The sequence below is a fragment of the Streptomyces sp. NRRL S-495 genome (genome assembly GCF_000966955.1).
Lineage (GTDB): Bacteria > Actinomycetota > Actinomycetes > Streptomycetales > Streptomycetaceae > Kitasatospora > Kitasatospora purpeofusca.
This window is the reverse complement of record NZ_JZWY01000549.1, coordinates 1-12,817: the sequence shown is the minus strand read 5'-3', so window position 1 is coordinate 12,817 and position 12,817 is coordinate 1. Positions and strand designations below refer to the sequence as shown.

Annotated in this window: 11 protein-coding genes; 5 read left to right on the top strand and 6 right to left on the bottom strand. The window is 72.2% G+C overall.

Annotated elements, in window-relative coordinates:
- The coding region (locus VR45_RS26980; protein WP_052709407.1) for a phosphatase PAP2 family protein at positions 1-684 on the bottom strand (684 nt) is incomplete at its 3' end.
- Positions 685-1,081: 397 nt separating this feature from the next.
- On the opposite strand from VR45_RS26980, the gene VR45_RS26975 reads away from it, so the two are divergent.
- Positions 1,082-2,053 (top strand): sigma-70 family RNA polymerase sigma factor, encoded by a 972-nt coding sequence (locus tag VR45_RS26975; protein ID WP_030393495.1) that lies wholly within the window; start codon positions 1,082-1,084, stop codon positions 2,051-2,053.
- A gap of 171 nt (positions 2,054-2,224) precedes the next feature.
- On the top strand, positions 2,225-2,491 hold the full coding sequence (locus tag VR45_RS26970) for a hypothetical protein (RefSeq protein WP_045942438.1): 267 nt from the start codon (positions 2,225-2,227) through the stop codon (positions 2,489-2,491).
- 54 nt (positions 2,492-2,545) lie between these two features.
- Here the strand turns inward: VR45_RS26970 and mscL are convergent, their stop codons facing one another.
- The 4 genes from mscL to VR45_RS26950 all read right to left on the bottom strand — a co-directional run bounded on the left by mscL (position 2,546) and on the right by VR45_RS26950 (position 7,257).
- Positions 2,546-2,965 (bottom strand): large conductance mechanosensitive channel protein MscL, encoded by a 420-nt coding sequence (gene mscL, locus VR45_RS26965; RefSeq protein ID WP_045942437.1) that lies wholly within the window; start codon positions 2,963-2,965, stop codon positions 2,546-2,548.
- 644 nt (positions 2,966-3,609) lie between these two features.
- Positions 3,610-3,936 (bottom strand): FmdB family zinc ribbon protein, encoded by a 327-nt coding sequence (locus VR45_RS26960; protein WP_045942436.1) that lies wholly within the window; start codon positions 3,934-3,936, stop codon positions 3,610-3,612.
- A gap of 114 nt (positions 3,937-4,050) precedes the next feature.
- Positions 4,051-5,355, bottom strand: a complete 1,305-nt coding sequence (locus VR45_RS26955; RefSeq protein ID WP_045942439.1) for an MFS transporter — start codon at positions 5,353-5,355, stop codon at positions 4,051-4,053.
- Between the two features lie 411 nt (positions 5,356-5,766).
- A complete protein-coding gene (locus VR45_RS26950; protein WP_078896865.1) occupies positions 5,767-7,257 on the bottom strand; it encodes a potassium/proton antiporter in 1,491 nt (496 codons plus the stop codon).
- 320 nt (positions 7,258-7,577) lie between these two features.
- On the opposite strand from VR45_RS26950, the gene VR45_RS26945 reads away from it, so the two are divergent.
- Positions 7,578-10,298 (top strand): penicillin acylase family protein, encoded by a 2,721-nt coding sequence (locus VR45_RS26945; protein WP_045942434.1) that lies wholly within the window; start codon positions 7,578-7,580, stop codon positions 10,296-10,298.
- Between the two features lie 103 nt (positions 10,299-10,401).
- Here the strand turns inward: VR45_RS26945 and VR45_RS26940 are convergent, their stop codons facing one another.
- Positions 10,402-11,031, bottom strand: a complete 630-nt coding sequence (locus VR45_RS26940; RefSeq protein ID WP_045942433.1) for a 5-formyltetrahydrofolate cyclo-ligase — start codon at positions 11,029-11,031, stop codon at positions 10,402-10,404.
- Positions 11,032-11,136: 105 nt separating this feature from the next.
- On the opposite strand from VR45_RS26940, the gene VR45_RS26935 reads away from it, so the two are divergent.
- Both VR45_RS26935 and VR45_RS26930 read left to right on the top strand, forming a co-directional pair.
- A complete protein-coding gene (locus VR45_RS26935) occupies positions 11,137-11,829 on the top strand; it encodes a GGDEF domain-containing protein (RefSeq protein ID WP_045942432.1) in 693 nt (230 codons plus the stop codon).
- Between the two features lie 231 nt (positions 11,830-12,060).
- A partial coding sequence (locus VR45_RS26930) for a UTP--glucose-1-phosphate uridylyltransferase (RefSeq protein ID WP_045942431.1) occupies positions 12,061-12,817 on the top strand: 757 nt, incomplete at its 3' end.

The window sequence follows — 12,817 nt, the reverse complement described above, 5'->3', positions numbered from 1 at the left end:
GTCGCGGGCGAGGGCGCCGGGGCGGGCGAGTTCGACGATGACGGTGACGGCGCCGAGGACGATTCCGGCGGCGAGCCAGCCGGCCAGGACGTCGGTGGTCCAGTGGACACCGAGGAAGACCCGGGAGGCGCTGATCGCGAGGACGGTCAGTGCGGCGGTCGTGCAGGCGGTGCTCCGGCCGGCATGGCGGGCCCGGGGCCAGATCAGGCCGACCAGTACCGCACAGGTGATCACGGAGGCCATCGCGTGCCCGGAGGGGAAGGCGGGACCGTCGGCGTGCGCGACCGGGTCGGAGAAGGCCGGACGGTGGCGGCCGAAGGAGAGCTTCAGCATCCACTGGCCGCCCCAGCCGATCAGGGTCTGGGCGGCCACCCAGCCGGCCAGGGTCCGGGCGCCGATCAGCCAGAGCCAGAGCGCGACGGCGCCGAGGACGCTGCGCATGGTGATCGTCCCGCCGATGTCGGAGAACATCTGCACCGAGGCGGTCCACACGGTGTGATCGGCCGCGTAGCGGTGCAGATCGCCGGTGAGCTCGCGGTCGAACCGGGCGAGCGGGCTCCAGCCGGTCTGCACCAGGGCCGCGAGGGCGGCGAACAGTCCGGCGCAACAGACCGCGAGTGCCGCGTGCCGGAGCAGGTGGCGATCACGCGCGGTGATGGTGGGCGAGCTGTTGGTCAGGTGCATGGCTGTCACCTTCCCAGCCGCCTGTGCCGAGCGCGCGCTGCGGTGATAGCGATTTGGCATCTTTTGTGCGGAGGACCTGCGTGCGCCGGTGCGGGAGCGCGGGTCCGCGCGGGAACGCGCCCGGCGCCGGCGGGGTTGTGCCTGGCGGGGGCCGTGCGCGGGGTGCGCCGGAACGGTCCCGTAATGGCACCCGCGGTGCCCCTTCGGTCACCCTCCGTTCGGAATCGGGGATAAATCTCGCAGGATACTGCATCCCTGGAAGAATCAGAGCGACTTGGGAATGTTGTCCGGAATCTGTTCGTTGGATCGTTACGTGTGAGCCCCTCGGGGCCCGCACATCGTGCCCTCCTGGGGGCAGGCAGCCCAGACCTCGGCAACACCAGCAAAGGGAGCAAGCATGGCCACCCGTGCCGTCGTTCGCGACAGGGCCGACCGGACTCGCGCGGCCCGCCCGACCAACTTCGAGGCCGACCGCGACCTGGTCGGCATGTATCTCGACGAGATCGCCAGGACACCCCTGCTCGATGCCGCCGAAGAGGTCGAGCTCTCGCTGCGGATCGAGGCCGGCGTGTACGCCCAGCATCTGCTGGACGAGGGCGGGCTCCCCGAGGGCGTGCAGCGCGAGGAGCTGGAGGCGATAGCCGAGGACGCCGAGCGCGCCAAGGACGTCTTCATCCGGTCGAACCTCCGTCTCGTGGTCGCCGTCGCCCGGCGCTACCCGCGCAGCGGCCTGCCCCTGCTGGACCTCATCCAGGAGGGCAACGCGGGTCTGGTCCGCGCGGTCGAGAAGTTCGACTACGCCAAGGGCTTCAAGTTCTCCACCTATGCGACGTGGTGGATCCGCCAGGCCATCACCCGGTCGATCGCCGACCAGTCGCGCACCATCCGGCTGCCCGTCCACCTGGTCGAGGAGCTGGGCCGGATCCGGCGGGTGCAGCGGGAGAAGTCGAAGGAACTGGGCCGCGAGCCCGAGCCGGCCGAGATCGCGGCCGAGCTGGACACCACCGAGACCCGGATCAAGGACGTGCTGGACTGGGCGCGCGACCCGGTCAGCCTGAACATGTCGGTCGACGACGAGGGCGAGACCCAGTTCGGCGACCTGGTCGAGGACACCGGGGCGACGTCCCCGGAGGACGCCGTGATGGTCATGCTCCGCCGCGAGGAGCTGGACGGTCTGATCGGGCGGCTGGACGACCGGACGGCGTCGATCATCCGCTCCCGGTACGGCATGGAGGACGGCCGCGAGCGCACCCTCACCGAGGTGGGCAAGCAGCACGGGCTGACCCGTGAGCGGATCCGCCAGATCGAGAAGCACGCGCTGGCGGAGCTGAAGAAGATCGCCGACCATGCGGGCTTCGAGGCCGCGTAGCGGAGGTGGACAGAGACGTGGGACGCGGGCGGGGGCAGGTGCGGCCCGGTGTGCCCGGTGCGGAGCGGTCCGCGCCGGGCCCACCGTCGTCCCGGGGCCGCCCCGATGCCTTCTAGGCTTGGTGGGCAGGGCGGAAGGTGGCGGGGGACGGCGAGAGCGGTGGAGAAGACGATGGCGAAGGACACGACGGACGGCCGGCCGGCCACGGAGCGCGGCACGGAGTCCGGGACGGCGAACCAGCCGGCGCAGGATGCCCCGAAGGCACAGCCGGGTGCGGACGCGGCGGCGAAGGCCCGGCTGATCTTCGGCGACCCGCTGGACCGGCAGTCCCGGGACGACACCGACACCGGGTGGGGCGACCGCCCCGGCGCCGGGGAGAGCGGTGGACGGGGGCTGGACTGGTACCTGAGCCAGCGCCCGCCGCACCACGGGGACTGATCCGGGGGGAGCAAGGGACGGCCGGGCCCCGGGCGGGCCGGGGCGCGGCGGGGTTCAGACGGCCCGGGTGACCAGGGCGTCGCGGATCTCGGTGAGCAGCAGGACCTCCTTGGCCTCGGCCTCCGCCTGGACCTCGGCCGGGGTCTTGCGCCGGGCGGCGTAGCTGGTCATCGGCAGGATGAGGCAGAAGTAGACGACGGCCGCGGTGATCAGGAACGACAGGGCCGCGCTGAGCACGCTGCCCCAGAGGATGGGGATTCCGGACGTGACCTCGCCGGTGGCGGTCACCTCGCAGGGCCCCTTGAGGCAGGAGCTGTAGGACGCGAGGTCCTTGGCCCCGAACGCGCCGACGATCGGATTGATCACGCCTTTGACGAAGGCGTTGACGATGCTGGTGAAGGCCGCACCGATGACCACGGCGACGGCCAGCTCGACGACGTTTCCGCGCAGCAGGAATTCCTTGAAGCCCTTCATGCCGCGTGAACGACGAAGTCGTTCTTCGGTTACGGGTGATTTCCTCCCCCCTCCGCCGGACAACCCGTCCGGCCGACCGGCGGTGCCGCTTCCGGCGTCCTCGGGTCCGCCCAGGCCGGTCCGAGGGCGAGTGCGGCCGCCACCGCGAGGAGCAGTACGGCCGGTACCCGGGGGCCGGATCTCAGCAGCTGTCGGAGTCGGCCGCGCAGACCGGCCCGGCCCCCGATCGGCGGGAACGAGGGCACCGGCTGCCGGGGCGGAACGGTCGGCGCGGGGAGCGGCGGGATCGGCAGCGGACGGGGCGACAGGGCGGGCGAAGCGGTACGCACGGGCACCTCCACGGTCGGGTTCGGGGCTTGCGGTGCCCACTCTGGGCCGCCCGCGCGCCCGCCGGAACTCCCTTTTCCGAACCTGTGGAAAACCCGGGCCTGTGGACAGCGGGACCCACCCGCAGGGGTGAACCGACCCGCCCGGCGCTGACAGGACCCGCCCCCGGACCCGCCCCTGACACCCACCCCGCATCCGCCCCCGGGGCACCCGCCCCCCAGGACACCCGCCCCGGAACGCGCGAAAGGCCCGCCGCACCCGTGGAGAACGGGAACGGCGGGCCGTCCGAGAAGCTGGCGCGGTGGCCCGGCCGAAGGTCAGCCGGCCGCCGGAGCGGGGCTGGCGGCGGGGGCCGAGGACCCCGACGAACCCGAGGAGCCCGACGAGGACGAGCCCGCCGAGGAGCCCGAGGACGACGTCGACGAAGCGGACGACGACGAGCCGGAGCCCACCGAGCTGCTGGAGGAGGAGCGGCTGTCGGTCCGGTAGAAGCCGGAGCCCTTGAAGACGACACCCACCGCCGAGAAGACCTTGCGGAGCCGTCCCTGGCAGTCGGGGCACGTGGTCAGCGGCTCGTCGGTGAACTTCTGCACCGCCTCCAGGCCGTTGCCGCACTCGGTGCACTGGTACTGGTACGTGGGCACTTGTCTTCCTCCTGGCACTCTCGCCTGATGAGTGCTAACGATCCTCAATGATGCGGCATTCCGAAGGATCAGTCCAGCGACTCGAATGTGAGATGAGTCGGTTCCGGCCCCGGGTCAGCCCTTGACGGCCCCCACCAGCCCGGCGGGCGCACCGCGCTCCACCGAGCCGGCGACCACCGTGCTGCGCGTTCCGGCCGGCACCAGCAGCCCCCGCAGCGAGACCAGGGCGATCAGGCCGAGACCGGCACCGGCGACCGGCACCAGGAAGCCGACCGTCGGGCCCTGCGCGTCGATCAGCCGCCCGGCCGCTGTCGCGCCGGTCGCCAGGCCCAGGCCGATGGCACCGGTCAGCCAGGTGAAGGCCTCGGTCTTGGCGCCGTCCTCGACCAGCGTTTCGACCAGGGTGTAGCCGCTGATCAGGGTCGGTGCGATGGCCAGGCCGCAGACCAGCCCGGCGACCGACAGCGCGACCAGGTTGGGCATCGCCCACAGGGTCGAGCAACCCAGTACCAGTAGGCCGTAGCTCATGACCATCCGCTGCTGGACCGACCGCCGCCAGGCGACCATGCCGTACAGCACGCCGGCCAGCATCGAGCCGCCGGCGAAGATGCCGTAGACGGTGCCCGCGGCGCCCGGCTGGCCGACCGAGTCGGCGAAGGCGTTCACCGAGACCTGCAGGCCGCCGAAGACGGCGCCCACGCCCAGGAAGGTGCCGGCCAGCAGCCGGACGCCGGGGGAGGCGAGGGCCGAGGCCTGCCGGACGCCGGGCTCGCGCACCACCCGGGCGGGCGCGGTGCGCCGCTGGGCCGCGAAGGCCAGACCGCCGACCAGGGTCAGCGCGGCCTCGGCGATCAGCCCGGTCGAGGGGTTGACCGAGGTGGCCACGGCGGCGGCCAGGATCGGGCCGACGACGAAGGTGAACTCGTCGGTCACGGACTCGAAGGCGAAGGCGGTGCTCACCTTGGCGGCGGAGGACGCGGAGGCGCCCTCGGCGGTGAAGGTGGAGATCCAGCGGGCGCGCACCATCGCGCCGATCTGCGGGACGCTCGCACCGGCCGGGGCGGCGGCCAGGAACAGGCTCCAGGCCGGCGCGTGCCCGAGGGCGAGCGCGATCAGCGCGCCGACCGAGGCCGCGTGCACCAGGACGGTCGGGACGAGCACGGCGGCCTGGCCGTACCGGTCCGCGAGCCGCCCGGTCTGCGGGCCGATCAGCGCCTGGGCGACGGCGGCGACGGCCGCGACCGTGCTGGCGGTGCCGTAGGAGCCGTGGGTGTCCTTGACCAGCAGCAGGATCCCCATGCTGAGCATCGCGTAGGGCAGCCGCGCGAGGAGCGCGGGGGTCAGGAACGTCCAGGCCCCGGGGGTGCGCAGCAGGGCACCGTAGCCGACCCGGGCCGGCGCGGCGTCCGCGTTGCCCATGGCGTCCGCGTTGACCGCAGCGTTCGCGTTGCCCGTGGCGTCGGCGTTGACCGCGGCGTCAGCCCCGGCCATGGCATTCTCGGCGTCCTCGACGCTCTCGACCGTTCGGCGGGCCGTCACGGTCGGTCCTTCCTGCTGCCTGGTAGCGCGGCAGGGCATGGGGTGGCCCCGACGGCGCCGAGAGTCGTCCTCTCGCGCGTCGACCGGGGTAGTTACCGGGCCGGTCCGGCGGTGGGCCGGGTCCGGGCCGCGGCCGCCGAGCGGTCGCGCCAACTCTGCTTCAGGCAGATGCTGGGGTGTGGTGTGTCAGCAAACAATGGTTATACGCGCGTAGATGTCGCGCTGGACTCGACACTACAGGACGGATCCAAAGTTGTCCTGTTAAGTCAAGGTGAACTCCGCGCGAGACCTTCAGGTCCCGCGCCCGTGCAGCCAGTCGGCCAGCTTGCCGCCCTTGTCCACGGCCCGCAGCCGCCGCTCGGCCGCCTCGCCCACCGCGTCCGTGGTGACGACCAGCAGCTCGTCCCCGCCGCGCAGCACGGTCGTCTTGTCGGGCACGAAGCTGCTCCCCTCCCGCACCACCAGGGTGACCGCCGCCCCGGTCGGCAGCCGCAGCTCGCCGATCTCCACGCCGGACATCCGGGAGTCCGGCGCCAGCGCGACCGACAGCAGGTGTCCGTGCAGCTTCTCCAGCGGGGCCGACTCGATGCCGAGGTCCTGCCCCATCGAGCCGTCGCCGATCCGCAGGCCCTTGGCGACCCAGGGCAGGGTCGGCCCCTGGAGCAGGGTGAAGACCACGACCAGGATGAAGACGATGTTGAAGACGTCCTGGGCCATCGGCGCGCCGGACACCATCGGGATGGTGGCCAGCACGATGGGCACCGCGCCGCGCAGGCCGGCCCAGCTGAGCAGGGCCTGCTCGCGCAGCGGCAGCCGGAACGGGGTGAGCGTGAGCACCACCGAGAGCGGCCGGGCGACGAAGACCAGCACCGTGCCGATCACCAGCGCCGGCACCACGGCCGAGCCCATCGACTCGGGGGCGCAGAGCAGACCGAGCAGCACGAACATGCCGATCTGCCCGATCCAGGCCAGGCCGTCGGCGAAGCCCCGGACGGCGGGGCCGTGCGGCAGCTTGGAGTTTCCGAGGATCACCGCGGTGACATAGACGGCGAGGAAGCCGGAGCCGTGCAGCAGCGCGCCGCCGGCGTAGGCGAGCACGGTGAGGGCCAGCACCGCGATCGGGTAGAGGCCGGAGGAGGGCAGGGCGACGCGCTTGACGCCGTACGCGCCGAGCTTGCCGACCGCGACGCCGACGGCCAGGCCGATCGCCAGCTCGCCGAGGATCGTGCCGATCAGGACGTACCACGGGTCCGGCTCGCCGACGGCGGCGAAGGCGACGACCAGGATGACCACCGGCGCGTCGTTGAAGCCGGACTCGGCCTCCAGCAGACCGGTCAGCCGGCGCGGCAGCGGCACCGTCCGCAGCACCGAGAAGACGGCTGCGGCGTCCGTGGACGAGACGATCGCGCCGAGCAGCAGCGAGGTGCGCCAGTCCAGGCCGACCAGCCAGTGGGCTCCGGCCGCGGTGACGAAGACGCTGATCCCGACGCCGACGGTGGCGAGCACGGTGGCGGCCCCCATCACGGGTCTGGCCTCGCGCCAGTTGGTCTTGAGGCCGCCCTCGGCCAGGATCACCACCAGGGCCGCGTAGCCGAGCACCTGGGTGAGCTCGGCGTTGTCGAAGGAGATGCCGAGGCCGTTCTGACCGAGCGCCACCCCGATGCCGAGGTAGATCAGCAGACTGGGCAGGCCGGATTTCGTGGAGACGCGCACGGCGACCACCGCGACCAGCAGGATCGCGGAGAACTCGAGCAGCAGCTGGTTCAGGTGGTCGACATTCACGCAGGGGCACCTCGGACGTGGCGGGGGCGGACGGGGTCCCGACAGGGGTGGCGACCGGGGGCGCCAATTACTCCCCTTGCGGATCGTTACTCAGTCTAACATTTTGCCAGATCTTTAGGTTCACTGGCCACGCGTTCCCTCGGCCCGGGCTTCCGACCTCCTCCTGACCTCCTTCTGACCTCCTTCTGACCTCCTCCGATCCCACCGTGAGCGTCCCCCGTGCACGGCCGCCAGCCGAGTCGGCCTAATGTGGTGCCCTGTCACGGCCCCGTGCCCTTGACATGTCCGCCCGCCCCCCAGTGAGGACCGCAAGGACCCAGATGCCCCGCTCGAAAAAGTTCCGGCGCGCCCGTCTGATCGTGATCGTGCTGGTCGTACTGCTGGTGGCCGGCGCCGGCTACGGCGGCTACCGGGGGGTGGCCGCGGTCCGCGCGTCCTTCCCGGAGGTCGACGGCAGCGTCAAGGTGGCGGGCCTGAGCGCGCCGGTCGACGTGAAGCGGGACGCCAACGGCATCCCCCAGCTCTACGCCGACAGCTCCGAGGACCTCTTCCGGGCCCAGGGCTACGTCCAGGCCCAGGACCGGTTCTGGGAGATGGACGTCCGGCGGCACATCACCGCGGGCCGGCTCTCCGAGATGTTCGGCGACAGCCAGGTCGACACCGATGCCATGATCCGCACCATGGGCTGGCGCCAGGTGGCCCAGAAGGAGTACGACACCGTCCTCGGTGCCGACACCAAGAAGAACCTCCAGGCCTACGCGGAGGGGGTCAACTCCTGGCTCGCCGAGCACCCGGGCGGCTCCGTCGCCTCGGTGGAGTACGGCGTGCTCGGCGTCGTCAACGGCGACTACGAGCCCGAGCAGTGGACCCCGGTCGACTCGGTGGCCTGGCTCAAGGCGATGGCCTGGGACCTCTCCGGGAACCTCCAGGAGGAGATCGACCGCTCGCTGCTCGCCCAGGACTTCAGCCCGGAGAAGATCGCCGAGCTGTACCCGGACTACCCGTACGCGCGCAACGGCACGATCGTGAAGACCGGCACCGTCAACGGCACCTCCTACAAGCCGGCCGACGGCTCGGCCCCGGCCGCCCAGGGGACCGCCGCCGGCACCGCCCAGGGCGCCGCCGCCACCTCGGCGCTGCTCAAGGGCGTCACCGACCGGATCGACGCGCTGCCCGAGCTGCTCGGCCGCAACGGCCAGGGCATCGGCTCCAACTCCTGGGTGGTGGCCGGCAGCCACACCACCACCGGCAAGCCGCTGCTGGCCAACGACCCGCACCTCGGCCCCGGCCTGCCCTCGGTCTGGTACCAGATGGGCCTGCACTGCCGGACGGTCTCCCCGACCTGCCAGTACGACGTCTCCGGCTTCACCTTCGCCGGCATGCCCGGGGTGGTCATCGGCCACAACAAGGACATCGCCTGGGGCTTCACCAACCTCGGCGCCGACGTCACCGACCTCTTCCTGGAGAAGGTGACCGGCCCCGAGACCTACCAGGTGGACGGCAAGGAGAAGAAGTTCGAGCTCCGCAAGGAGACCATCAAGGTCGCCGGGGGCGAGGACCGCACCATCACCGTCCGCACCACCGAGACCGGCGCCCCGCTGATCTCCGACCCGAGCACCGAGCAGCAGAACGTCGGCAAGTACGCGCCCAACGGCGCCTCCGCCCCGGACCGGGGCACCGGCGGCTACGGCGTCGCCCTGCAGTGGACCGCGTTGATCCCGGGCCGCACCATGGACGCCGTCTTCGCGCTCGACCGGGCGAAGAACTGGGACGACTTCCAGAAGGCCGCCGCCGACTTCACCGTCCCGTCGCAGAACCTCGTCTACGCCGACGCCAAGAACATCGGCTACCAGGCCCCGGGCTACATCCCGGTGCGCGGCAAGGGCGACGGCCGCTACCCGGCGCCGGGCTGGGACTCCGCCTACCAGTGGAAGAAGGACCCGGTCCCGTTCAGCGCCATGCCCTGGAGCCTCAACCCGAGCAGCGGCTACATCGTCACCGCCAACCAGGCCGTGGTCGACCCGAGCTACAAGCCCGCGCTGACCACCGACTGGGAGTACGGCACCCGGGCCAAGGAGATCACCGACCAGCTGGAGGCCCGGCTGAAGAACAACGGCAAGATCTCGCCGGACGACATGCAGGACATGCAGCTCGACAACACCAGCATCCTGGCCAAGACCCTGGTCCCGATGCTGCTCAAGGTCGAGGTCGACGACCCCTACGTGCGCGAGGCGCAGGACCTGCTCAAGGACTGGAACTTCCACCAGGACGCCGACTCGGCCGCCGCCGCCTACTACAACGGCGTCTGGCGCCAGCTGCTCACCCTCGCCTTCGGCCAGAAGTTCCCGGCCGACCTGCGGGCCGAGGAGAACTGCCTGCTGGTCCGCCAGCAGATCGACCCGACCAGGCCGGACAGCAAGTCGAAGATCGTCACCGAGTGCGGCACCCGCGACCCGGGCAAGGCCCAGCCGGACGGCGGCGACCGCTGGAACGAGGTCGTCCGGCAGCAGCTGGAGAAGCCCGACAGCGGCTGGTGGACGTACATCGACTCCCAGCACAAGGAGCAGAAGGGCCTGGACAACCTGCTGCGCGAGGCGATGACCAACGCCCGCCAGGAGCTCACCTCGCTGCTCACCAAGGACATCACCACCTGGAGCTGGGGCCGGCTGCACAAGCTGGAGCTGCGGGAGCGCACCATGGGCTCGGACAGCTCCTCGATCGCCTCGGGCGTCGTCCACCAGCTGCTCAACCGCGGCCCCTACCGGCTCTCCGGCGGTTCGGCGGCGGTCGACGCGGCGGGCTGGAACGCGGCCGCCGGGTACCAGGTCGACTGGATCCCCTCGATGCGCATGGTGGTCGACCTGAACGACCTCGACGCCTCGCGCTGGATCATCGTCGGTGGTGCCTCCGGGCATGCCTTCCACGACAACTACAACGACCAGACCGACCTCTGGCTCAAGGGCAAACTGCTGAACTGGTCCTTCTCGCCGGACGCGGTCGAGAGGGCGACCAAGCACAAGCTGACGCTGACCGCGGGCTGACGCCTGCCCGCCGTCGAAGCCCCGTGCCCCCGGATCCGTCCGGGGGCACGGGGCTTCGCCATGCCTTCCGCCCGCGCCCTCCGCCGGCGCCTTCTGCCGCGCCTCACCCCAGCCGGTGGGCGCCGGAGGGGGTCAGCGCGAGGTCCACCGGCCGGTCGTGCGGTTCGGCCGGCACCCGCTCCAGCAGCTCGTGCTCGTACAGCAGCACCGCCAGCACCGGCCGCGCCCCGGCCCGCTCCAGCCGGGCCAGCACCCGGTCGTACGAGCCGCCGCCCCGCCCCAGCCGCAGCCCCCGCCGGTCCACCGCCAGCCCAGGCAGCAGCACCAGCCCGGCCCCGGTCACCGCCTCCGGGCCGAGCCGCGGGCCGACCGGCTCCAGCAGGCCGCGCCCGGCCGGGGCCAGCGCCGTCGGCCCCGCGTACTCCGCCCAGTCCAGGTCGTTGTCGGCCAGCAGGACCGGAAGCAGCACCCGCAGCCCGCGTGCCCGCAGCGCGTCCAACAGCGGGCGGGTGCCCGGCTCGGCGCCCACCGAGACGTACGCGGCCACCGTGGCCGCCGCTCCCGTCCCCGCCGCCGTCCCCGCCGCCCCGGTCTCCCCGGTCGGCACAGCGGCGGTCGCCAGCGCGCCGGCGTGCCCGGCCAGCGCCTCGGCGGCCCGCTCCCGGGCCTCGGCCGGAAGCGCCCGCCGCTCGGACAGCAGCCGTGTCCTCAGCGCGCCCTTCTCGTTGTGCATGGGATGGTCCACCGTTCCTCCATCGCTCCGACCACGACCGCTCTGGACCCCTGACGCCTGTGCGACCGGGCCGCCCAGAGCCTGACACGCGGAAGGCAGCCCCCGATGTCCACCCCGCTGCTGGTCCAGGCCCTGGCCGCGCTGAGCGCCCCCGCGCTGGCCGGCGCCGCCGTCCTCGGCGTCCGGCTGCGGCGCGGCGCGGCCCGCGCGGCCCGGCGCGAGAACGGGCTGCGCGAGCGCCTCGCCGAACTGGAGGAGCGCTGCACCGAACTGGAGCGCACCGCCTCCTGCGACCCGGTCACCGGCGTCTGGAACTACCGGCACCTCCAGCTCACCCTGGACCGGGAGATCGACCGGGCCCGCCGGGCCGAGCAGCACGAGTCGCAGGACGGTCCGCGCCCGCTGGCCGTCCTGCTGCTGGAGATCAACGGCTTCGACGCGGTGGTCACCGAGCACGGCCGGGCCCGGGCCGGGACGGTGCTGCGCGACCTCGCCCAGCGGCTCGGCATGGAGATCCGCCGCTCCGACACCCTGGGCCGGTACAGCGGCGAGGAGTTCCTGGTGGTGCTGCCGGACACCGGGGCCGAGGGCGCGGCCCAGGTCGCCGACCGCCTGGTCTGGTCGGTCCGTCGCCACCTGCTGCTGGACTGGTCCTCCGGCGAGCGGGCGGACCGCCGCCCGCACGGCAACGGGCTCACCGCCGCGATCGGCCTGGCGGTGCTGCCGGAGGACGGCACCCACGCCGCCGTCCTGCTGCGGTCCGCCGACCGGGCGCTCGCCGCCGCCGGCAGTCCGTAGACGGCGACCGGGGCAGCGGTCGATTCCCCGCAGTCGGACGGAGTCTTCGCAGCCGAACGTGACCGTTAGGAAAAGCCGGGTAATCTGTCGCCCTGTGTCGGAGGGGACCCCCTCACCCCGCCCGGCACGTCCCCCTTGCCTGCCATCGCGGCCGGGTCCGGCGACGTGCTGCCCAAGCATCGGTCATCTGCGCCCGGTCAGGCGAAATACGTGCCTTAGTAAGGTAAACGCATGACGACGACCAACTCCCGTATCCCGGTCACCAAGGCAGTGGTCCCCGCGGCCGGTCTGGGTACCCGATTCCTGCCGGCCACCAAGGCCACTCCGAAGGAGATGCTGCCCGTCGTCGACAAGCCGGCGATCCAGTACGTCGTCGAGGAGGCGGCCTCCGCGGGCCTGTCCGACATACTGATGGTCACCGGCCGCAACAAGCGCGCCCTCGAGGACCACTTCGACCGCGCCTACGAGCTGGAGGAGCTGCTCGCCCGCAAGGGCGACCAGGATCGCCTCCGCCGGGTCCGCGAGTCCGTCGAGCTGGCCAACATGCACTACGTCCGCCAGGGCGACCCCAAGGGCCTCGGCCACGCCGTCTCGGTCGCCGAGCAGCACGTCGCCGGCCAGCCCTTCGCCGTCCTCCTCGGTGACGACCTGATCGACCCGCGCGACCCGCTGCTGTCCCGGATGATCGAGGTTCAGCAGGAGCTCGGCGGCTCCGTCGTCGCGCTGATGGAGGTCGACGCCTCCCAGATCCACCTGTACGGCTGCGCCGCCGTCAAGCCGAGCACCTTCGGTGACGACGTCTTCCAGGTGACCGACCTGGTCGAGAAGCCGGAGACCGCCGAGGCCCCGTCGAACTACGCCGTCATCGGCCGGTACGTGCTCGACCCGTCCGTCTTCGACGTGCTGCGGGACACCCCGCCCGGCCGCGGCGGCGAGATCCAGCTCACCGACGCCCTTCGTGAACTGACCACCCGCCCCGCCGACACCG

Bases quoted from the DNA above. Each gene is read 5' to 3' on its own strand.
- VR45_RS26975 (WP_030393495.1), top strand. From the start codon at position 1,082: ATGGCCACCCGTGCCGTCGTTCGCGACAGGGCCGACCGGACTCGCGCG.
- VR45_RS26970 (WP_045942438.1), top strand. From the start codon at position 2,225: ATGGCGAAGGACACGACGGACGGCCGGCCGGCCACGGAGCGCGGCACG.
- mscL (WP_045942437.1), bottom strand. From the start codon at position 2,965: ATGAAGGGCTTCAAGGAATTCCTGCTGCGCGGAAACGTCGTCGAGCTG.
- VR45_RS26955 (WP_045942439.1), bottom strand. From the start codon at position 5,355: ATGGGCAACGCGGACGCCGCGCCGGCCCGGGTCGGCTACGGTGCCCTG.
- VR45_RS26945 (WP_045942434.1), top strand. From the start codon at position 7,578: ATGCCCCGCTCGAAAAAGTTCCGGCGCGCCCGTCTGATCGTGATCGTG.
- VR45_RS26940 (WP_045942433.1), bottom strand. From the start codon at position 11,031: ATGCACAACGAGAAGGGCGCGCTGAGGACACGGCTGCTGTCCGAGCGG.
- VR45_RS26935 (WP_045942432.1), top strand. From the start codon at position 11,137: ATGTCCACCCCGCTGCTGGTCCAGGCCCTGGCCGCGCTGAGCGCCCCC.